The organism is Kocuria dechangensis (assembly GCF_014636775.1).
GTDB classification, from domain to species: Bacteria; Actinomycetota; Actinomycetes; order Actinomycetales; family Micrococcaceae; genus Kocuria; species Kocuria dechangensis.
In genome coordinates this window covers 76,461-96,138 of the sequence record NZ_BMEQ01000005.1, presented here as the reverse complement: position 1 = coordinate 96,138, position 19,678 = coordinate 76,461, and the positions used below count along the sequence as shown (strand labels likewise).

General features: G+C 72.9%; 19 protein-coding genes. 11 read left to right on the top strand and 8 right to left on the bottom strand.

Annotated features, from left to right (window positions below):
• Positions 1–20: 20 nt before the first annotated feature.
• Positions 21–1,862 (top strand): glycoside hydrolase family 15 protein, encoded by a 1,842-nt coding sequence (locus tag IEW07_RS06775; RefSeq protein WP_188535550.1) that lies wholly within the window; start codon positions 21–23, stop codon positions 1,860–1,862.
• On the opposite strand, the gene IEW07_RS06770 is transcribed toward IEW07_RS06775, so the two are convergent.
• Both IEW07_RS06770 and IEW07_RS06765 read right to left on the bottom strand, forming a co-directional pair.
• Positions 1,859–2,287, bottom strand: a complete 429-nt coding sequence (locus tag IEW07_RS06770) for a hypothetical protein (RefSeq protein WP_188535548.1) — start codon at positions 2,285–2,287, stop codon at positions 1,859–1,861. The two genes, IEW07_RS06775 and IEW07_RS06770, sit on opposite strands and share 4 nt — an antisense overlap.
• Positions 2,288–2,335: 48 nt before the next feature.
• Positions 2,336–2,791, bottom strand: coding sequence for an Lrp/AsnC family transcriptional regulator (locus tag IEW07_RS06765; RefSeq protein WP_188535546.1), 456 nt, complete (start codon positions 2,789–2,791; stop codon positions 2,336–2,338).
• 123 nt (positions 2,792–2,914) lie between these two features.
• Here IEW07_RS06765 and IEW07_RS06760 point away from each other — a divergent pair, with 123 nt between their 5' ends.
• From IEW07_RS06760 to IEW07_RS06735, 6 genes are all read left to right on the top strand, one after another.
• Complete coding sequence (locus tag IEW07_RS06760) at positions 2,915–4,345, top strand: DUF6421 family protein (protein ID WP_188535542.1); 1,431 nt, start codon at positions 2,915–2,917, stop codon at positions 4,343–4,345.
• A gap of 3 nt (positions 4,346–4,348) precedes the next feature.
• Entirely contained in the window at positions 4,349–5,020 is a 672-nt protein-coding gene (locus IEW07_RS06755) for an SDR family NAD(P)-dependent oxidoreductase (RefSeq protein ID WP_188535540.1), read from the top strand.
• An 8-nt stretch (positions 5,021–5,028) separates the two neighbouring features.
• Positions 5,029–6,144 carry a threonine aldolase family protein gene (locus IEW07_RS06750; protein ID WP_188535538.1) on the top strand — a complete coding sequence of 372 codons (1,116 nt, stop codon included), beginning with the start codon at positions 5,029–5,031 and terminating at the stop codon, positions 6,142–6,144.
• A gap of 177 nt (positions 6,145–6,321) precedes the next feature.
• Positions 6,322–7,740 (top strand): NAD-dependent succinate-semialdehyde dehydrogenase, encoded by a 1,419-nt coding sequence (locus IEW07_RS06745; protein WP_229741622.1) that lies wholly within the window; start codon positions 6,322–6,324, stop codon positions 7,738–7,740.
• Positions 7,741–7,900: 160 nt separating this feature from the next.
• Positions 7,901–9,397: an amino acid permease gene (locus tag IEW07_RS06740; protein ID WP_188535536.1), complete on the top strand. Its 1,497-nt coding sequence runs from the start codon at positions 7,901–7,903 to the stop codon at positions 9,395–9,397.
• 79 nt (positions 9,398–9,476) lie between these two features.
• Positions 9,477–10,658, top strand: a complete 1,182-nt coding sequence (locus IEW07_RS06735) for a PP2C family protein-serine/threonine phosphatase (protein ID WP_188535534.1) — start codon at positions 9,477–9,479, stop codon at positions 10,656–10,658.
• A gap of 81 nt (positions 10,659–10,739) precedes the next feature.
• Here IEW07_RS06735 and IEW07_RS06730 read toward each other — a convergent pair whose 3' ends face one another.
• From IEW07_RS06730 to IEW07_RS06715, 4 genes are all read right to left on the bottom strand, one after another.
• Positions 10,740–11,210 carry an Lrp/AsnC family transcriptional regulator gene (locus tag IEW07_RS06730; RefSeq protein ID WP_188535532.1) on the bottom strand — a complete coding sequence of 157 codons (471 nt, stop codon included), beginning with the start codon at positions 11,208–11,210 and terminating at the stop codon, positions 10,740–10,742.
• 266 nt (positions 11,211–11,476) lie between these two features.
• Complete coding sequence (locus IEW07_RS06725; protein ID WP_188535530.1) at positions 11,477–12,499, bottom strand: permease prefix domain 1-containing protein; 1,023 nt, start codon at positions 12,497–12,499, stop codon at positions 11,477–11,479.
• Between the two features lie 5 nt (positions 12,500–12,504).
• On the bottom strand, positions 12,505–12,864 hold the full coding sequence (locus IEW07_RS06720) for a PadR family transcriptional regulator (protein WP_188535528.1): 360 nt from the start codon (positions 12,862–12,864) through the stop codon (positions 12,505–12,507).
• 69 nt (positions 12,865–12,933) lie between these two features.
• Positions 12,934–13,899: a GNAT family N-acetyltransferase gene (locus tag IEW07_RS06715; protein WP_188535526.1), complete on the bottom strand. Its 966-nt coding sequence runs from the start codon at positions 13,897–13,899 to the stop codon at positions 12,934–12,936.
• Between the two features lie 193 nt (positions 13,900–14,092).
• Between IEW07_RS06715 and IEW07_RS06710 the strand changes: the two genes are divergently transcribed.
• Both IEW07_RS06710 and IEW07_RS06705 read left to right on the top strand, forming a co-directional pair.
• Positions 14,093–15,217: a glutamate--cysteine ligase gene (locus IEW07_RS06710; protein WP_188535524.1), complete on the top strand. Its 1,125-nt coding sequence runs from the start codon at positions 14,093–14,095 to the stop codon at positions 15,215–15,217.
• Between the two features lie 154 nt (positions 15,218–15,371).
• Positions 15,372–16,223, top strand: a complete 852-nt coding sequence (locus IEW07_RS06705; protein ID WP_188535522.1) for a S1 family peptidase — start codon at positions 15,372–15,374, stop codon at positions 16,221–16,223.
• 69 nt (positions 16,224–16,292) lie between these two features.
• Here the strand turns inward: IEW07_RS06705 and IEW07_RS06700 are convergent, their stop codons facing one another.
• Both IEW07_RS06700 and IEW07_RS06695 read right to left on the bottom strand, forming a co-directional pair.
• Positions 16,293–17,084: a nitroreductase family protein gene (locus tag IEW07_RS06700; protein WP_188535520.1), complete on the bottom strand. Its 792-nt coding sequence runs from the start codon at positions 17,082–17,084 to the stop codon at positions 16,293–16,295.
• 32 nt (positions 17,085–17,116) lie between these two features.
• Positions 17,117–17,494, bottom strand: coding sequence for a hypothetical protein (locus IEW07_RS06695; protein WP_229741621.1), 378 nt, complete (start codon positions 17,492–17,494; stop codon positions 17,117–17,119).
• Between the two features lie 130 nt (positions 17,495–17,624).
• On the opposite strand from IEW07_RS06695, the gene IEW07_RS06690 reads away from it, so the two are divergent.
• On the top strand, positions 17,625–18,392 hold the full coding sequence (locus IEW07_RS06690) for a methyltransferase domain-containing protein (protein WP_188535518.1): 768 nt from the start codon (positions 17,625–17,627) through the stop codon (positions 18,390–18,392).
• 66 nt (positions 18,393–18,458) lie between these two features.
• Positions 18,459–19,673, top strand: a complete 1,215-nt coding sequence (locus IEW07_RS06685; RefSeq protein ID WP_188535516.1) for an NAD-dependent epimerase/dehydratase family protein — start codon at positions 18,459–18,461, stop codon at positions 19,671–19,673.
• Positions 19,674–19,678: the final 5 nt, after the last annotated feature.

Genomic DNA, 19,678 nt, shown 5'->3' with positions numbered 1-19,678 from the left:
GACCGCGGGACGGGGACGGCATGGCCGATCGGGACGGGAGCAGGGCCCCGCGGGAACCGGCGCCCATCGCCGACCACGGGCTGATCGGCGGCACCCGCACGGCCGTGCTCGTCACCGGCGACGGCACGATCGACTGGTGCTGCCTGCCCGGCTTCGACGGCACCCCGGTGTTCGGCGCCCTGCTGGGCGGGCCCGGCGCCGGGCGCTTCCGGATGGGCCCGCTCGACCCCGCCGCGCCGGTGGCGCGGCGCTACCGGGAGAACACCGCCACCCTGGAGACGACCTGGGCCACCGGGGGCGGTCGTCTGGTGCTCGCCGAGGCCATGGTCGCCGAGGTCGCCGGCCGCCTGCTGCCGGCCACGGTGCTGGTGCGGCGGCTCTCGGCCGAGGACGCCCCGGTCACCGCGGTGGTCGATTTCGACCCCCGCTGGGGCGAGCACCACCGCCGGCCGCGCACCCGGCGGGGGCCGGGGCTGGTGTGCGACTTCGGCCGGCTGGCCCTGTCCCTGGGCAGTGACCCGCCGCTGGAGATCACCCCTGCACGCCCGGCCACGATCACCGTGGAGCCCGGCCGGCCGGTCACCGTCGTGCTCGCCGCCGCCTACGGCGAGCCCCTGATCCACGTCGTGCCCTCCACCGCCTGGGACCTCGTCTCCGCCGACGAGGCCCGGTGGCAGGAGTGGGCCGGGGCCGTCCACCGGGACCTGCCCTTCCGGCCGGCGGTGGTGCGCAGCCTGCTCACCCTGCGCCTGCTCACCTACTCCCCCTCGGGGGCCCCTGTGGCCGCCCCCACCACCTCCCTGCCCGAGGACCCCGGGGGCGTGCGCAACTGGGACTACCGCTACACCTGGCCCCGCGACGCCAGCATCGGGGTGGCCACGTTCCTGGGCACCGGCAGGCCCGCCGAGGCCGAACGGTTCCTGGGCTGGCTGCTCCACGCCAGCCGCCTGGACCGGCCCCGGCTGCCCGCCCTGCTCACCCTGATGGGATGCCGGGTCCCCACCGAGCGGACGCTGGACGGCTGGCCCGGCTACGCCGCCAGCCACCCGGTGCGGGTGGGCAATGCCGCCGCCGGCCAGCACCAGCTCGACGGCTACGGCTGGGTCCTGGACGCCGCCTGGGCCTACGTGCGCGCCGGGCACCGGCTGAACTCCGAGACCTGGCGGGCGATGCGCGGCTTCACCGACCAGGTCGCCAGGCAGTGGCAGGACCCGGACGCGGGGATCTGGGAGATCCGGGGCGACGCCGCCCACCACGTGCACTCCAAGCTGATGGGCTGGCTGGCCCTGGACCGGGCGCTGCGCATCGGGGAGGGCCACCGCCTGGGCGAGGCGCAGCGACGCCGGTGGCTGACCGCCCGGGAGGAGCTGGCCGCCGAGGTCCGGGACCGCGGCTTCGACCCGGTCCGCCACAGCTACACCCGCACCTACGGCTCCGACGACCTGGACGCGGCCCTGCTCCTGCTCCCGGGCCTGGGCTTCGAGGCCGACGGCTCCTCCCGCGCGCGCGGCACCGTGGACGCCGTCCGGGCCGAGCTCTCGGCCGGCGGCCCGCTCCTGTACCGCTATCCCCCGGGCCGCGACGGCCTGCCCGGCGGCGAGGGCGCCTTCCTGCCCTGCTCCTTCTGGCTCGTCGAGGCCCTGGCCCGCACCGGGCGCCGCGGCGAGGCTCTCGAGCTGTTCGAGGAGCTGCTCGGCCTGGCCACCCCGCTCGGCCTCTACGGGGAGGAGCTGGACCCCGCCACCGGCGCCCACCTCGGCAACTTCCCCCAGGCCCTGACCCACTCCGCCCTGGTCCAGGCGGCCCTCGCCCTGCGGGACACCGCGCCGGGGACCCCCGGGCGGCCGCAGCGGACCGGCTAGCGGATCCGGTCGAAGCGCATCTCCATCCACGGGACCCAGCGCACGCCGTCGTCGCGCTCCCACAGCGCCTCCATGGCGTCGCGGTCGACGCGCAGGGTCGACCGCACCCCCTCGCCCGCCAGGTGGAGCACTCCTCCGTCCGCCACGGAGAGGCGCATCTCGTCGTAGGCCCCGCTCCCGTCGAAGGCGCGCATGGCGAACGTCCCGTCCTCGCCCGGGTCGCCGATGAGCTCGAGCGCCACGGTGCGGGCCCCGCCCACCAGGACGTCGACCCGGTGGATCAGCCACTGCCCGCCGGTCATGAGCTCGTACTCGTCGGTGCCCGTGATCTCCGCCGTCCGGCGGCCGGAGCCGTCCAGCACGTGCCCGCTCGTCCGCCAGAGTCCGCGCAGCGGAGTCAGCGCGGCCATGGTCTCGGCGCTCACACGCCCTCCTCGCGGTCGGGAACGGACTGCATCACGCGCGTATGCGCATCAGGCCTCAGCAGCGGGAAGCATCGGCCGATGCTCGTAGAAGGTCTGCAGCACCACTGTCGTGCGGGTGTTGACGGAGGCCGTATGGCGGACGTTGTTGACGAGAGCCTCGAGCTCCTTCGGTGAGCCGACCCTGACGAACAGCATGTAGGCGGCGTCCCCCGCCACCGAGTGGCAGGCCTCGATCGCCGTGAGCGGCTGCAGGAGTTCGGGGGCGTTGTCGGGCTGGCGGGGATCGAGCGGTGTGATCTCGATGAATGCCGCAAGCGGCTTGCCGATGGCCTCGGGGTCGAGGATCGCCTGGTATCCGACGATCACCCCGCTGCTCTCGAGCTTTCGCAGGCGTGCCTGCACGGCCGAGGTCGAGAGGCCGATCCGTTCGGACAGCTGGGCGAGGGTGGCGCGCGGGTCCTGAGAGACCTCGGTGGCCAGTCGCACGTCGACAGGGTCGTCCATGGGCGGAAGGCTACCAGCTGATCGCACCGAGGGGGTTGACAGCCCCCTGGAAGCATGTGAATGTTCCTGTGTGTGAGCGGTATCACCGTAAAATTTCCATCGACTCCTCGACAGGAGGGTTTAATGTCCACGTCACTGCAGACGGCACAGGCCATCATCGGCGAACCTGAGGTCTTCGAGGACGCCCGCGCCGTGGAGACGAGCCCGGCCTGGCTCCGGCTGAAGTCGGCGGCCACCGAGCTGCAGGCTCTGCAGGTCAAGGACGGTTCGGTTCCCGAGCTCTCCGACCACCCGGCTGCGCGCCGGTGCGTGGAGGTGATCGTGGAGGCGATCGCCGAGCTCGCCCCGCTGTTCCCCCACGACTCGGCGTACTTGGCGGCTGTGCCGGCCGACTTCGCGCGCTGGGCGGACGGCGGCTTCGGGGAGCCGGACTTTCTTGACTCCCTCGTCGAGTTCCAGCCTCAACGGCACCGCGTCGACGGCATCCGGCACCTCGTCGTGCTCCCGATGTACACCCAGAACGGCTCGGCGAACCGGCACGTCGAGGCTTTGATCGTCGAAACGATCTGGCCCGAGTTCATCGCCGCGCTCGAGGCCGGCGACTACGGCAACGAACTGTTCCTGTCCCTGCGGCTGATCGACTTCACCCCGGGATACGACTCGAACTCGGCGGTGCTGTTCCCCGAGACCGTTGCAGTGCGGGAGATCCCGCCGTTCACCTGGGGTGCCATCTTCCAGGACCGCGAGGCGGCACGCTACCGCCGTGTGGTCACCGCCGCCGCCGACATCACGAAGCTGCAGCTGCCCGATGACGCCGCGGCACTTCTCGCCGACCAGGACCTCGCCGAGAAGACCTTCGTGATGTGGGACATCATTCATGACCGCACGCACATGCGCGGCGATCTGCCGTTCGATCCGTTCATGATCAAGCAGCGCATGCCCTTCTTCCTCTACTCCCTGGAGGAACTGCGCTGCGACCTGACGGCATTCCGTGAATCGGTCACGATCGAGCGTGCGCTCGCTGCGCGCACGGCGGCCGGCGAAGAGCTCACCGAGCTCGAGGAGCAGACCCGTCTGCACGGGAAGCTCGTGCAGTACGCGGTGATCTTCGACCGGATCTTCCGTTTCGCCATCACCGGTTCGCGGGTCCGCAACTACGACGGGCTGGGCGGGCAGCTGCTGTTCGCCTGGCTCCACCAGAAGCATGTGCTGGAGTGGCGCGATGTCCGGCTCAGCTTCGACTGGGACAGGGTCGCAGATGCGGTCGTCGAGCTCGGCGATGCGATCGACCAGCTGTACTGGGAGTCGATCGACCGGCCGAAGACGGCGCATTGGTTGAAGGCGTACGAGCTCATCGCCTCCGTCGTCACCCCGAACCCCGCATCGGTGTGGGCGCGGGGGCTCCCTCCTGAGGTCCTGGCAGGGCCGCCCAGGGGGTACACGGACCGTGTGATGGACGACGAGTTCCCGCTGTCGATGTTCTTCGAAGCGCTCGACAAGAAGATGAAGAGCGTCATCGAGTCCACTGCCGGCATCCGTGCCCAGGACGACTGAGCGATGACCGATCTGACCGGCCGCACCGTGCTGATCGCAGGCGCAACCAGCGCGTCCGGTCTGGCAGCGACGCGTGCCCTGACCTCGGCCGGGGCACGCGTCGTCGCCACGGGTCGCAGCCCCGAGAAGCTCGCCCCCCTCGCAGCGCTGGGGGCTCACGTGGAAACCGTGGACCACTCCGACGAGCGCGCGGTGGTCGAGCTCTCCCGCAGGCTGCACAGCCGTGGTGTGTCGATCGACGGTCTCCTCCATCTCGTCGGCGGCTGGCGCGGCGGCGGCGGGCTCGCCGGGCAGACGGAGGACGACTACCGTGCGCTGGAGGCCTCTTTCTCCGCGCTGCGGCACCTGAGTCGAGCCTTCGACGACGACGTGCGGACCTCGCCCGCGGGCCGGCTGGCCGTCGTCTCCTCGACCGCAGTCGCCCGCCCGCTGGCGGGCGGCGCCAACTACGCCGCGGTCAAGGCCGCGACCGAGGCCTGGACCCGGGCGGTGGCACAGGGATACGCGAAGGCCGCCCGCGAAGCCGGCGAACCGCTGCGCGCCGCGGCCGTGATCTTCCGGGTGAGCTCCCTGGCCGGCCTGGAGGACCGTCTCGCGACCGCCTACGCGGAGCTGTGGGGCTCTGATGCCTCGGAACTGAACGACTCGATCCTCGAACTCCAGCAGAAAGGGTGAGGCACCGCATGAAGAGACTCCATGACGTGGAGCTGCGGGGGTTCGCCTCCGACAACTACTCCGGGGTGCACCCGGAAGTGCTGGAAGCACTGGCGGAAGCGAATGGCGGTCATCAGATCGCCTACGGTGAGGACGAGTACACGGCCCGTCTTCGAGAAGTGATCGTGCAGCACTTCGGCCACGGTGCGTCTGTGTGGCCGATGTTCAACGGCACGGGTGCCAACGTCGTCGCGCTGCAGTCGATGCTCCCGCGCTGGGGCGCAGTGATCTGTGCGGACACGGCTCACATCCATGTCGATGAGGGCGGCGCGCCCGAGAAGTCCGCAGGCATCAAGCTCCTCCCCGTACCCACGGGGGACGGCAAGCTCACGCCCGAACTGATTGCCGCAGAAGCATGGGGCTGGGGGGACGAGCACCGCGCCCAACCACTCGTCGTCGCCATCACCCAGTCCACCGAGCTCGGCACCCTCTACACGCCGGACGAGATCCGCGCCATCACGGACCATGCCCACGCGAACGGCATGTCCGTCTACATGGACGGGGCCCGGCTCTCGAATGCGGCGGCCGCCCTGGGGCTCCCCCTGCGCGCCTTCACCACCGACGCCGGCATCGACGCGCTCGCCCTGGGCGGCACCAAGAACGGGGCCCTCGGCGCCGAGGCCGTGGTGGTCCTCAACGACGCCGCGTCCCAGGGCCTGGTCTATCTGCGCAAGAACCAGATGCAGCTCGCGTCGAAGATGAGATTCGTCTCGGCCCAGCTGCTGGCGCTCCTGGACGGAGATCTGTACCTGCGCAATGCGGGCCATGCGAATGCCATGGCCCGGCGTCTTCGCGACGGCATCGAAGCAGGCCTTGCCGACGGTTCGATGCGAGGCGTCACCCTGACGCAGGAGACGCACGTGAATGCCGTCTTCGCCGCACTGCCCGGTGGTGTCGCGGACCGGCTTCGTCAGCGGTTCCGGTTCTACGACTGGGACGCCTCGAAGGGCGAAGTCCGCTGGGTGTGCAGTTTCGACACGACCGCGGAGGACGTCGACGCATTCCTGGCAGCCCTTCGTTCTGAGCTCTCCCCGACGGCCTGGAACTCGCGTGCCACAGTGGGGTCATCCGGTGCACGCCGATGAGCCGGATCGGGGCAGAGCCCTGGGACTCATCGGCTGATCGCGCTCACTCACGCCTTCTGCACACCAGCCCGCAGCGGCTCATGAACACCCGTGCTCCCCGCAGGAGCCCGTCCCCGTCCCCGTCCACATCCACATCCACCTCCACCTCCACCTCCACCTCCACCGAGGAGAATCACCGTGACTGCTGTGCCTTCCCTGCCCACCCGGCCGGTCACCGGCCGTCCCGCCTACCGTTCGGTCAATCCCGCCACCGGTGAGCTGCTCGACGAGTTCCCCACCGCCACCGGCGCCGAGGTCGAGGAGGCCCTGGCCACCGCCGATGCCGCCTACCGTGCATGGCGGACCGTGCCGCTCGAGGAGCGGGCGGCCGTGGCCGCCCGGATCGGGGAGCTGTTCACCGAGCGGGCCGAGGAGCTGGCGGCGATCATCACCGAGGAGATGGGCAAGCCCCTGGCCGAGGCCGTCGGAGAGGTGGAGTTCTGTGCTGAGATCTTCGCCTACTTCGCCGCCCAGGGCCCGGCCCTGGCCGCCGACCAGCCCATCCCCGCCCCGGCCGGGGGCCGGGCTGTGATCCAGAAGCGCCCCGTCGGGGTGCTGCTGGGCATCATGCCCTGGAACTACCCCTACTACCAGGTCGCCCGCTTCGCCGCCCCCAACCTCGTGCTCGGCAACACGATCGTGCTCAAGCACGCCGAGAGCTGTCCCCGGGCGGCCCTGGCCCTGCAGCAGCTGATGGACGACGCCGGGGTGCCGGCCGGGGCCTACACCAACCTCTTCGTCTCCCACGACCAGGTCGAGCAGATCATCGCCGACCCGCGCGTGGAAGGCGTCTCCCTGACCGGTTCCGAGCGGGCCGGGGCGGCCGTCGCCGAGATCGCCGGGCGGAACCTGAAGAAGGTCGTCCTGGAGCTGGGCGGGTCGGACCCCTACGTCGTGCTCGACGCCGCCGACGTCAAGGAGGCCGCCCGTGCGGCCTTCGCCACCCGGATGGGCAACACCGGCCAGGCCTGCAACTCCAACAAGCGCATGATCGTCATGGAGGACATCTACGACGAGTTCGTCGCCGAGCTCACCCGCCAGGCCCGCGGCCTCGAGCCCGGGGATCCCGCCGTCGACGCCCCGGGCACCTACGCCCCGCTGTCCTCCCGCGCCGCCGCCGAGGGCCTGGCGGCCCAGATCCGCGAGGCCGTGGCGGCCGGGGCCACCCTGCACGCCGGCGGGACCCTGCTCGAGGGGCCCGGGGCCTACCTGGCCCCGGCGGTGCTCACCGGGATCACCCCCGAGATGGCGGCCTTCCGGGAGGAGCTGTTCGGGCCCGTGGCGGTGGTCTACCGCGTGAGCAGCGATGAGCAGGCCCTCGCCCTGGCCAACGACACCCCCTACGGGCTGGGCGGGGCCGTCTTCAGCACCGACCCGGAGCGGGCCCGCCGGATCGCCGAGCAGCTCGAGTGCGGCATGGCCAACGTCAACGCCGCCGAGGCCGAGGGAGCGGGAATGCCCTTCGGCGGGGTCAAGCGCTCCGGCTACGGCCGCGAGCTCGGCCCGCTGGGCATGGACGAGTTCGTCAACAAGCGCCTGCTCTACGTCAACGACTGAGCCGGGCGTCCCGCCCCTCCGTCCGACACGCCCGGGCCGAGGAAGAACGCCCCGACGGCGTGACGTGAGACACATGCTCCACACCCAGGAGGAGGCCGGGGGACGGCACCCCCGGCCTCCTCCTGGCGTGCAGACCCGCCACATCCGAGGAAAGGTTCACATGGATACCGTCGCACCGACCAGGACCGCACTGTCCGCTCCTGAGATCGAACTGTCCGCCCCTGAGACCCACGACGCACTCCGGCGCACCCTCAAGCCCCGGCACCTGACCATGATCGCGATGGGCGGTGCCATCGGCACCGGCCTGTTCGTGGCCTCCGGCAACACGATCGCCACCGCCGGACCGGGCGGAGCGTTGCTGGCCTACGTGGCCATCGGCTTCATGGTGTTCCTGCTGATGCAGAGCCTGGGCGAGATGGCCACCTACCTGCCGGTCTCCGGCGCGTTCGAGGAGTACTCGACCCGCTTCGTCAGCCCGTCCTTCGGCTTCGCCATCGGCTGGAACTACTGGTACAACTGGGCGATCACCGTGGCCGCCGAGCTCGTGGCCGCCGCCCTGATCATGCGCTACTGGTTCCCCGACACCCCCTCCTGGATCTGGTCCGGGCTGTTCCTGGCGATCCTGTTCGGGCTCAACGCCCTGAGCACCCGCGCCTACGGCGAGAGCGAGTTCTGGTTCTCCCTCGTGAAGGTCGTCACCATCGTGCTCTTCCTGGTGCTGGGCATCCTGATGATCGTGGGGATCCTCGGCGGGGAGTCCCCCGGTTTCCGGAACTGGACCGACGGGGAGGCGCCCTTCGTGGGCGGCGGGGCCGGGATCCTGGCGATCTTCATGGTGGCCGGCTTCTCCTTCCAGGGCACCGAGCTGGTCGGCGTGGCCGCCGGCGAGGCGGAGAACCCCGAGAAGAACGTGCCCAAGGCCATCCGCACCGTGTTCGTGCGCATCCTGCTGTTCTACGTGGGCGCGATCGCCGTGATCGGCTTCCTGATCCCCCACACCAGCCCGAACCTCCTGGGCAGCGGTGTCGAGGACATCTCGATCTCCCCGTTCACCCTGGTCTTCGAGAACGCCGGAGTGCTGGCGGCGGCCTCGGTGATGAACGCGGTGATCCTCACTGCGATCCTCTCCGCCGGCAACTCCGGGCTCTACGCCTCCACCCGCATGCTCTGGGCCCTGGCCGAGAGCGGCAAGGCCCCGCGCTTCCTGGCGAAGGTCAACCGCCGGGGCGTGCCCATGAACGCGCTGCTGGCCACCACCACGGTCGGGGCCGCCTGCTTCCTCACCACGTTCATCGGCGACGGCGCCGCCTACGTCTGGCTGGTCAGCACGTCCGGGCTCGCCGGGTTCATCGTGTGGATGGGCATCGCCTGGAGCCACTACCGGTTCCGCAAGGCGTACACGGCCCAGGGCCACGACCTCGCCGACCTGCCCTACCGGGCCCGGTTCTTCCCGCTCGGGCCCGTGATCGCGCTCGTGCTGTGCGCCGTGGTGATCCTCGGGCAGAACTACCAGGCGTTCGCCGGGGACGTGGACCTGCGGGCCGCCCTGTCCGCCTACATCGGCCTGCCCCTCTTCCTGGCCCTGTGGTTCGGCCACAAGCTGGTCACCGGCTCGAAGATGGTCCGCTACGAGGACGCGGATCTCTCCCGCGTCTGACCCGGGCCCGCAGGGTTCCGCAGCCGGCCCCTCTCCCCCACCGGCGAGGACGTGCCGCCGGGTTGACTAGGGTGTGGGCATGCCCGCCGACGTACGAGAAGCCGCCGAGACCGAGCGCGTGGAGGCCCTCCACTCCCTGCACGTGCTGGACACCCCCCGCGAGGAGCGCTACGACCGGATCGTCCGCCTGGCCCGGCACGTCTTCGACGTGCCGATGGCCGCGATCAACCTCATCGACTCCGACCGGCAGTGGACGAAGGCCGAGTCGGGCCTCGACGGCCTGGAGAACACCACGGCGGAGGACTCCATGTGCCGCCGCACGGTCGAGCGGGCGGACACCGTGGTCGTGCCGGACACCACCGCCGACGAGCGGTTCCGCGACAACAGGTTCGTGGTGGGGGACGCCCGGATCCGCTTCTACGCCGGCGAGCCGCTGCGGGCCCCGGGCGGGGAGCCCGTCGGCACGCTGTGCCTGTTCCACACCCGTCCCCGGGACCTGAGCCCCAAGGAGCGTGAGGTGCTGCAGGAGATGGCCGGGTGGGTGGAGCGGGAGCTGGCGGCCCAGGAGGAGCTGGACCGCGCGGCCCAGGTCCAGCAGGTGCTGATGCCCCGCTCCGCCCCCGTGCTGGAGGGCTACGAGCTGGCCGGGCGGAGCGTCCCCACCCAGGCGATCGGCGGGGACTTCTTCGCCTGGCAGCTCCTGGGGGACGGACGGCTGCAGCTGCACGTGGCCGACGTGATGGGCAAGGGCATCCCGGCGGCGCTGATCGCCGCGTCGGTGCGCGCCACGCTGGTGGGCGCCGCCCAGTTCAACGACCAGGGCAGGACGGTCCACCGGGCCGCCGCCGCCTCCTACGACCTGCTGTCCGAGACCGGCGCCTTCGTCACGGCGTTCTCCGCCCGCCTGGACCCCGCCACCGGGCGGGTCGACTACGTCGACGCCGGGCACGGCCTGGCCTTCGTCTTCGACGCCGACGGGTACCGCCGGCTGGAGCGGTGCGGGCCCCCGCTGGGGATCTTCCCGGACACGACGTGGGACCTGCGCACCACGGTCCTCGAGCCGGGCGAGACCCTCGTGATCGTGTCCGACGGCCTCCTGGACTTCTTCCCCACCGTCGAGGAGACCCTCGCGGCGGTCCTCGCGGCCGGGCTGCCCTGCCTGCCCGTCGAGGAGATGGTCGAGCGGACCGTCGCCTACGCGTCGGCGCAGGGCCACCCCGACGACGTCACCGTGGTCGCCCTGCGCCGCGCCACCGTCTGAGCCGCCGGCTGAGCCCTCAGCCGAGCCGCCGTCCGAGCCATCGACTGAGCCCCGGCCCGAGCCACCGGCCGGGCCGGGTGCTCAGCCCTCCTCCGCCAGCAGCGGCGCCACCCGGTACGGGATGACCGTGCGCAGGAACATGCTCGTGGAGGTCCGCAGGATGCCGGGGCACAGCCGGATCTCCTCGGAGACCCGGTAGAGGTCCTCGGGGTCCCTGGCCACCACCCGGCACAGCAGGTCCGTCTGCCCGGCCGGGGCGAACACCTCGATCACCTGCGGGATGGCCTCGAGCCCCGCGATCGCGGCCTCGAGCTGGTGCTGGTCCAGTTCCACGGCCACGCTCGCGGCCATGCCGTAGCCCAGCGCCGCGGGGGACACCCGGGTGCTGTGCAGCCGCAGGGCCCGGCTCGTGCGGTAGCGCTCGAGCCGGGCGTGGATGGTCCCGCGCGCCAGCCCCGTGCGCTTCGCCAGGGCCAGGACCGTCATCCGCGGGTCCTCGTCGAGCGCGGCGAGGATGCGCCGGTCGGTGGTGTCGAGCGCGGGATTCGTCATGCTGACCACTTCTGCACTCCTCCGGCAGCCGATCTTGGTCGATCTGACCGGTTCCACAGTAGACGTTTGCGCATCCTGCCGGCCAGGGTGTCTCCTGGTGGACAGACGGCACGCCACCTGACCCGGGTGGGCGCGCCGAGGCCGGCGCCGGACGCCCACGAGGCTCCCGGCGTCCGCGCTCGCCCACCACCCCGAGGCGGCAGGCCCTCTCGCGGCCCGCGGGAGTTCCCAGGAGCTCCCGCGGGCCGAGCGCTTCCCCGGGACCGTCAGCCGCGCCGGGCGATCGAGCGCCGGCAGGCGAGGAAGGTCGCGACCAGGTCCCAGACGGTGATGACGACGACCACCGCGACGCCGATCCGCGAGAACTCCTCCCCCACCCAGCCGCGGTCCCGCAGCACCGGGTTCACCACGGACTCGGTGCGCAGGACGGTGATCAGCAGCGCCGCCATGGCGAGGTCCACCACGGCGTTGACGGAGAACAGGCCCCAGGACCAGCGGCGGCGGAAGAAGCGCAGCAGCTCCCACCCCCAGGAGACGGCGACGAGCAGCAGGTAGAGCGGCACCCACGGCATCCACAGCGCGGGGTCCAGCAGCGGCTCCCCGGCGAGCGCCCCCTCGCGCGCCAGCGGGCGGGAGAGCAGGAACGGCGCGGCGAACGCGAAGCTCAGCCCGATCGTGGCCCACACCAGCTCCCCGACCGTGACGTCCCGCTCGGGCCGCGGCGGCGGCAGCTGCGCGGTGCTCCAGCGCGGCGGCTCCTCGGCCGGGGGCTCGGGCGCGCCGGTCTCGGCGCGCTCGGCCGCCTCGGCGGCCTCCACCCGCTCCACGACCGCGTAGACGACGACGGCGATGCCCGCCCCCATGAGCGCCCCCTGGATCGCCGCGCCGAGCGCCGGCACGAGCGAGAGCGCGAGGTAGCCGGCGAGGCTCTCCCGGCCGGCCTCCTCGAAGAGCCGCCCGATCAGGGTGAGCCCGCCGAACAGCCCGGCCAGGACGGGCACCAGGACCCGCAGCAGCTCCAGGAAGTCGTGGTAGTGGGCGGGACCGATGAGGTGGTGGGGCCCGGGCGAGTAGTCCTCGGCGAGCCGGGCCGGGTCGCCGAGCTCCTCGAGCGCGCGGCGCTCGGCCTCCTCCGGCGGCAGGCCGCGCGCGACGCCGTCGTCGGTCATGTCGGCGAGGGTGCCGCGCAGCTCCTGGGCGACGTCGGCGCGGCTCCTGGCGGGCAGCCGCCGGACGACCTCGTGCAGGTAGGCGTCGGTGAGGGAGAGTGTCGTGACGGTGGACGGCATGGCGATCAGTCCTCGGTGTGGCGGGGCGGGCGGGGCAGGGCCGAGAGGGTGGCGTGGAGCCGGAGTCGTTCGGCCTCCAGCACGTCCCGCACCCGGACCCCGCGGGGGGTGATCCGGTAGAACTTGCGGGGCCGGGACTCCTCGGTGTTCCAGTCGCTCTCGAGCAGGCCCTGGGTCTCGAGGCGGCGCAGGAGCGGGTAGAGGGTGTTGGCCTCCACGTCGAGCCCGGCGTCGCCGAGCGTCCTCAGCAGGGCGTAGCCGTAGCGCGGCTCGTCCAGCACCAGGAGGCAGGCCAGGACCACGGTGCCGCGGCGCAGCTGCTGCAGGTGCGGGGCGGCGTCCCGGTCCTCGAGATCAGCTTCCATGGCCACACAATACTGTGTGACACACACTATCGGAAGAAGGGGGAACAGCCGGCGTTCCCGCGGTGCGTGTCAGTCCCGGGCGCCGAGGATCCGCGCGCAGGTCGCCCGGGTCCGCACGGGTGCGAAGCCGACGGAGGTGTAGAGCGCGTCGGCCCGGGTGGGGCTGGCGGAGTCCACCGTGAGCTCGATCGTCGCCCACTCCCCTGCGGACGCCGCGGCGGCGACGGTCCCGGCCAGGACGGCCCGGGCGAGGCCCCGCCCGCGGGCCTCCGGCCGGGTGCCCACGAGGCTGACGTACAGGCTCCCCTCGGCCCACTGGCCCGCCAGGCAGTAGGCGAGGACACGGCCGTCCGCGTCCCGGGCCACGCGCCACAGCTCCTTGCGGTTGCCGCGGGCCCCGACCAGGTCGGCCCAGGCCTCGGGCGTCCGGGCGGTGGACCCCCAGTGGTCGGCGAAGGCGGCGTTGTGGGCCCGGCGCAGCTCCTCGCCCATGGCGTCGTCGTACGGCTCCACGCGCCCGCCCCCGCTCCCGCCCCCGACGGGGGTGCCGGGCAGGGGCCGCGCCATGTCGGTGAACCACCGCACCGGCTCGTAGCCGCGCCCCGCCAGGAAGGCCCGGGCGTCGGCTCCCTCCACCCCTCCGGAGGCGCGCAGCTGCACGGGCGCCCCCGGGTGGCGGCGCGCCGCGAGCTCGGCGGCACGGGGCTCCATCCGCTCGAAGAGCCCGGTGGCGATGCCGTGGCCGCGCCACGCGGGATGCACCCCACCGTCCAGGTCCGCCCGGACGAGACCGCCGGCGGTCAGCGCCGGGCTCACCCGGAGCTGCCCGTAGGCGACCATCTCGGTCCCGTCCCACACGCCCCACGTGTCGGCGGCGGCCTCCACCCCGGCCTCGGTCAGCTCCTCGGCCAGGTCCTCGGGGCTGTACGTCTCGTCCGTGCCGTCCGCCTCGGCCAGCACGTGGACGAGCCGGGACCACGCCGGGGCGTCCTGCTCGGCCAGTGCGCTCCAGCGCAGCGTCGGGTCGCGGGTCATGGCACCCGACGGTACCGATCCCGGCGGGCCGCCACCAGGGCCCGGGAGCTGCGGTGCCCCCGCTGTGGATCCGCAGTGGACCCGCAGGGAGAGCAGCCGGGCCGGCCGTGGCAGCGGTGGTGGACCGGCGCCCGCCGCTGGGGGACGATGGTGGGTCGGACAGCGTGGACGAGATCCTCGGGAGGGCGGCCTGGTGCGCACGTTCGGGGTGGAGGAGGAGCTGCTGCTGGTGGACGCCGCGACCCTGGAGCCGCTGCCGGCCGGGGAGTGGGCGGTGAGCCTGCGGGACCGGACCACCGGCACCGGCCACCGCCTGACCACGGAGCTGCAGCGGGAGCAGATCGAGGTCGACTGCCCGCCCCGGACCACGCTGGCGGGGCAGCTGGCGGCGATCCGCGCCGGACGCGCCCTGGCGGCCGAGGTGGCGGCCGGCGTGGGCGCACAGGTGGCGGCCCTCCCGACCGCCCCGGGCCCGGTGACCCCGCACCTGGCCTCGGCGCCGCGCGCCCAGTGGGTGCGGGACCACTTCGGCCTGACCGCCCGCGAGCAGCTGACCTGCGGGTTCCACGTCCACGTGGCGGTGGGGTCCCGCGAGGAGGGCGTGGCGGTGCTGGACCGGATCCGGGTGTGGCTGCCGGTGCTGCTGGGCCTGAGCGCCAACTCGCCGTTCTGGCAGGGAACGGACACCGGGTTCGCCTCCTACCGGTACCAGGCCTGGGGCCGGTGGCCCACCGCCGGGCCCATCGACGTCCTCGGGTCCGCGGACGCCTACGACCGGCACCGCAGGGACCTGCTGGCCTCCGGCGTGCCGCTGGACGACGGGATGCTCTACTTCGACGCCCGCCTGTGCGAGCACCACCCCACCGTGGAGGTGCGGGTGGCCGACGTCTGCCTGGACGCCGGCCACGCCGCGGTGATCGCGGCCCTGACGCGCGCCCTGGTCGAGACGGCCGCCCGGGCCTGGCGGGCCGGCGACGCCGCCCCGGCCCGCAGGGCGTCCGTGCTGCGGGCGTGGATGTGGCAGGCCAGCCACACCGGCGTCGGAGGAGACCTGGTGTCGCCGGCGACCGGGACCCTCGTGCCCGCGGCGGACGTGGTGGCCGAGTTCCTGGGCGTGGTCGGGCCGGTGCTCTCCGAGTACGGGGAGGAGCCCGGGGTGTCCGCCGTCGTCGAGGACATCCTGCGCCACGGGTCCGGGGCCCGGGCCCAGCGGGAGGCCTTCCGGCGCCACGGTGACGTGGCCGACGTGGTGGCGATGGCGATCGAGGCCACCCACCGGGCCCCGGGCACTCCGCCGGGGACACCGGAGGGCTTCTGAACCGGTCCCCGGCCGCCGCCGGCGGACTCGGAGCCGTGGGCCGCGCAGGTCACGACTTTTTCACGACTTTTGTCCATTACCCTCCGGGTCCGCCGCCCGTAGTGTTCGAGGCCCGGTCCGCGAGGACCGGGAACGGCTCCGGAGAGGGATGGGCATGCGGAAACCGGTCGTGGCGGTCGTCTCGCTCGTGCTCCTGCTGCTGGGCGCCGGAAGCGCCCACGCGATCACCTGGGGACAGCCGGACGGCGAGGAGCACCCCCACGTGGTGACCCTGCTGTTCGCCCAGGACGGCGTCGGCTTCTACTCCTGCTCCGGCACGCTCCTCTCGCCCGACCTGGTGCTGACCGCCGGGCACTGCGTCGAGGGGGACTCCGGGGCGCCGAACGACCTCACCTACGTGAGCAACTCCCCCGACCCCCTGGCCGACTACGCCGGGGGCGGCGTGACCGGCTATCTGGCGGCCAGCGACCACTGGGTGCCGGGCGAGGCGGTCCCGCACCCCGAGTACGACGGCTTCTCGGCGTTCCCCGACACCTTCGACATCGGCCTGGTCCGGCTGGAGCGCGCGATCGACACGGGCGGCGTGTACGGCCGGCTGCCCGAGGAGGGGATGCTGGACGCCCTCCTCACCCGCAAGGGCGCCACCACGCAGCGCCAGGTCGGCATCGTCGGCTACGGCCTGCAGGGCACCGTCCCGGCCTTCGAGCAGGAGGACTACGTGCGCTACCGGGGGACCTCCACCATCACGGGGCTGTCCCGGTCGAGCACCCAGGGCGGGCACAGCCTCCAGCTCACCAACAGCCCCGGCGAGGGCACCGGCGGCAGCGGCACGTGCTTCGGCGACTCCGGTGGACCCGCCTTCTGGATCGACCCGGCCACGGGCAGGGAGACCACCACCGTGGTGGCCGTCACCTCGTTCGGCATCACCGGCCGGTGCGCCGGCACGGACTTCTCCTTCCGCACCGACATCCCCGCCGCCCAGGACTTCGTGGACGCCCACCTCTGACCCCGGCCGCTTCTGACCCCGGCCGCCACTGACCTCAGTCGCCGATCCGGGCCGGCGCCCGACCGCGGCTCAGTCGTCCCAGTCCTCCTGCGGGACCCGGCACGTCTCCCGGAACACGTACTGGGAGATCCGCCGCCGCTCCCGACTGGACCAGTCGATCGCCGGGCGGCGGTGCTCCTCGGGCACGTAGCCCAGCCGGTAGACGGCCATGAGCTCCAGCTCCTCGGGCACCTCGAGGAGGTCGACGATCTCGGCCCAGCGGGCGGGGTGCTCCATGGGGAAGGAGATGAACTGGATGCCCATGCCCAGCTCCACGGTGGTCAGCCACAGGTTCTCCATCGCCGCGCCCATCGAGAACAGGGAGTAGAAGCCGGACAGCTCCCCGGGCCGGTACTCGCGGCGGTCGAGCATGACGCCGAGCAGCAGGGGTGAGCCCGCCACCAGCTTGTGGTTCTCGGAGCCCAGGGTCTGGGGCACCCGCAGCCGGTTCATCAGGGCCTGGCCGCCGGGGGTGAACGCCTTCTTGGTGAAGGGCCGCAGCACCGCGGGGAGCTTGTCGAAGAGCATCCCGAACCGCTGCTCCTCCATCTCCTGCCTGCTGAAGCGGAAGTAGCGCTTGTACCGGTCGAAGAACGTGCCCTCGGCCATCACCTGCGTCATGGACTCGCCGCTGATCCGCGCGATCCGGTCGATGGTCCCCCGGTCCTCGATGACCACGAAGCGCCACGGCTGGCTGTTGAACTGGGACGGGGCCGCGGCGGCCGTCCGCAGCAGCAGCTTCTGGTGCTCGGGGGACACGGGGTCCGGCAGGAACGGCCCGTTGGTGGTGCGGCGGTTGAAGACGACGTCGAGGAACTCCATGGGCACTCCGGTTTCGGCGGGGACGAGGACGGTCAGGTCGGGCGGGCCGCGCGGGCGAGCGCGGCGGCGTAGAACGGGGCGGCGGACAGGGCGACGGCCGCGTGCCGGCGCGGGTGGCCCTGGGCGGGCGTGCCCGCGTGCGGCAGGACGGCGAGCGGCAGCAGGGCCGGGGCGAGCGCGCGGGCGGCCGCCCGCCGGGAGCGGGAGGACGAGCAGGCGGAGAGGACCGCTGCGAGGGCGGTCGTCGTCGTCGTGCCGATGTAGAGGGCGTGGTGGATCCACCGGAACCGGCCGGTGCGCACCAGGCCGGCGCCCACGGAGGCGCCCAGGGCGGCGTTGGCGGCCCAACAGGCCCCGGCGAGCCCGATCCACGGCCAGCGCCCGGGGGCGTCGCGTGCGGTGCGGTCCACCCGGCCTCCCTCCGTCCGCCCGGCCAGGCCGGCCCTGCCCGGGGAGGCCCAGTCTAGTGACGGGTCCCGGCGACTCCGCGGGGCGGGCGGGCCGGTGGCGAAACGTGTCGGGGCGCAGAACAATGGGCGGATGCGCCCCCTCCTGTCCCGCGCCCTGCCCGACCTCTCCCGGCGCGACCACGAGCTGCGGGAGCTGATGGACGACCCCGGCTGCGACCTGGCCGCGCTGCACCGCACCTACGCCCGCTTCGACGCGGTGAACTTTCTGGTCGCCGGGTGGGCGGCCACCTACCGGCGGCGGATCAGGCCGCTGGTGGAGCCGGGCCGCCCGCTGACCCTGCTGGACGTCGGCTCCGGCGGCGGGGACGTCGCCCGGGCCCTGGCCCGGTGGGCGCACCGGGACGGCGTGGACCTGCGGATCACGGGCATCGACCCGGACGACCGCGCCCTCGGCTGGACGGCGCGGCGGACGGAGCGCTGGTCCGCCCGGCACCCGGCGCACCGGGCCCCGGTCTTCCGCCGCGCCACCAGCGGGCAGCTGGTGGCGGCCGAGGAGCGGTTCGACGTCGTGCTCTCCAACCACCTGCTCCACCACCTCGACCCCGACCAGGTCCGGGCGCTCGTGCAGGACTCGGAGCGGCTGGCCGGCCGCCTGGTGGTGCACAACGACCTGGTGCGGAACCCTGCGGCCTACGCCCTCTACTCGATGGGGATCCTGCCGCTGGCGCCCGGCTCCTTCCTGCGCACCGACGGGCTGCGCTCGCTGCGCCGCGCGTACGTCCCCGGGGAGCTGCGGGAGCTGGCCGGGCCGGGCTGGGAGGTGGCTCCCGGGTCGTTCTCCTACCAACAACTGGTCCTGTCCCGTTCACTTCCGCTTCACGCACGTGCCCCACGCTGAGGAGCAGACGGCTGAGGAGCTGACGGACGACAGGACCGGGGGACCCGGTCCGGGAACGGAGACGGAATGAAGATCGCGGTGCTCGGCGGCGACGGCTTCTGCGGCTGGCCCACCACCCTCCACCTCTCGGCGCGGGGGCACGACGTGGTCGTGGTGGACAACTTCTCCCGGCGGGCCATCGACGAGGAGCTCGGCGCGGAGTCCCTCACCCCGATCCGTCCCCTCGCCGAGCGCCGCGCGGCGTGGGAGGAGCGCACGGGCCGGAGCATCGGCTTCGCCCAGCTCGACCTCGCCCGGGACCACGAGGGCTTCCTCGACTTCCTCGTGACCGAGCGGCCGGACGCCGTCGTCCACTTCGCGGAGCAGCGCGCCGCCCCTTACTCCATGAAGTCCTCCCGCCACAAGCGCTACACCGTGGACAACAACGTCAGCGCGACCCACAACGTGCTGAGCGCGGTCGTGGAGTCGGAGCTGGACGTGCACGTGGTCCATCTCGGGACCATGGGCGTCTACGGGTACGGCACCGCGGGCATGAAGATCCCCGAGGGCTACCTCGACGTGGAGGTCCCCGGGCCGGAGGGCGGCACCGCCCAGCAGATCCTCTACCCCTCCAACCCCGGCTCGATCTACCACATGACGAAGGTCCTCGACCAGACGCTCTTCGCGTTCTACGCCAAGAACGACGCCGTGCGGATCACGGACCTGCACCAGGGCATCATCTGGGGCACCAGCACCCGGGAGACCCGCCTCGACGAGCGCCTGGTCAACCGGTTCGACTACGACGGCGACTACGGCACGGTCCTGAACCGCTTCCTCGTGCAGGCCGCGGTCGGCCACCCGCTCACGGTGCACGGCACGGGCGGGCAGACCCGCGCGTTCATCCACATCCAGGACATGGTCCGGTGCGTGGAGCTCGCCCTGCTCCACCCGCCGGCCGCCGGCGAGCGCGTGAAGATCTTCAACCAGATGACGGAGACCCACCGGGTGCGGGACCTCGCGCGCCTCGTCGCGCGGCTGACCGGCGCCGAGGTGGAGCTGGTGCCGAACCCGCGGCAGGAGTCCGCGGAGAACGAGCTGCACGTGGTCAACGACGCGTTCCTGGACCTGGGCCTGGAGCCCACCACGCTGTCCGCGGGGCTGCTGCTGGAGGTCGAGCAGACCGCCGCCCGCTGGGCGCACCGCGCGGACCTGTCGAGGATCCCCGCCCGGTCGGTGTGGAACCGGAGCCGGCGGCCCGGCGTCCCGGCGTCGCGGTCGCGGCCCGCGGCCGTGGGGGTCTGACCGCC

Coding starts and splice junctions, on each gene's coding strand:
- IEW07_RS06775 (WP_188535550.1), top strand. CDS start 21: ATGGCCGATCGGGACGGGAGCAGGGCCCCGCGGGAACCGGCGCCCATC.
- IEW07_RS06765 (WP_188535546.1), bottom strand. CDS start 2,791: ATGGACGACCCTGTCGACGTGCGACTGGCCACCGAGGTCTCTCAGGAC.
- IEW07_RS06760 (WP_188535542.1), top strand. CDS start 2,915: ATGTCCACGTCACTGCAGACGGCACAGGCCATCATCGGCGAACCTGAG.
- IEW07_RS06755 (WP_188535540.1), top strand. CDS start 4,349: ATGACCGATCTGACCGGCCGCACCGTGCTGATCGCAGGCGCAACCAGC.
- IEW07_RS06750 (WP_188535538.1), top strand. CDS start 5,029: ATGAAGAGACTCCATGACGTGGAGCTGCGGGGGTTCGCCTCCGACAAC.
- IEW07_RS06740 (WP_188535536.1), top strand. CDS start 7,901: ATGGATACCGTCGCACCGACCAGGACCGCACTGTCCGCTCCTGAGATC.
- IEW07_RS06735 (WP_188535534.1), top strand. CDS start 9,477: ATGCCCGCCGACGTACGAGAAGCCGCCGAGACCGAGCGCGTGGAGGCC.
- IEW07_RS06730 (WP_188535532.1), bottom strand. CDS start 11,210: ATGACGAATCCCGCGCTCGACACCACCGACCGGCGCATCCTCGCCGCG.
- IEW07_RS06725 (WP_188535530.1), bottom strand. CDS start 12,499: ATGCCGTCCACCGTCACGACACTCTCCCTCACCGACGCCTACCTGCAC.
- IEW07_RS06720 (WP_188535528.1), bottom strand. CDS start 12,864: ATGGAAGCTGATCTCGAGGACCGGGACGCCGCCCCGCACCTGCAGCAG.
- IEW07_RS06715 (WP_188535526.1), bottom strand. CDS start 13,899: ATGACCCGCGACCCGACGCTGCGCTGGAGCGCACTGGCCGAGCAGGAC.
- IEW07_RS06705 (WP_188535522.1), top strand. CDS start 15,372: ATGCGGAAACCGGTCGTGGCGGTCGTCTCGCTCGTGCTCCTGCTGCTG.
- IEW07_RS06700 (WP_188535520.1), bottom strand. CDS start 17,084: ATGGAGTTCCTCGACGTCGTCTTCAACCGCCGCACCACCAACGGGCCG.
- IEW07_RS06690 (WP_188535518.1), top strand. CDS start 17,625: ATGCGCCCCCTCCTGTCCCGCGCCCTGCCCGACCTCTCCCGGCGCGAC.
- IEW07_RS06685 (WP_188535516.1), top strand. CDS start 18,459: ATGAAGATCGCGGTGCTCGGCGGCGACGGCTTCTGCGGCTGGCCCACC.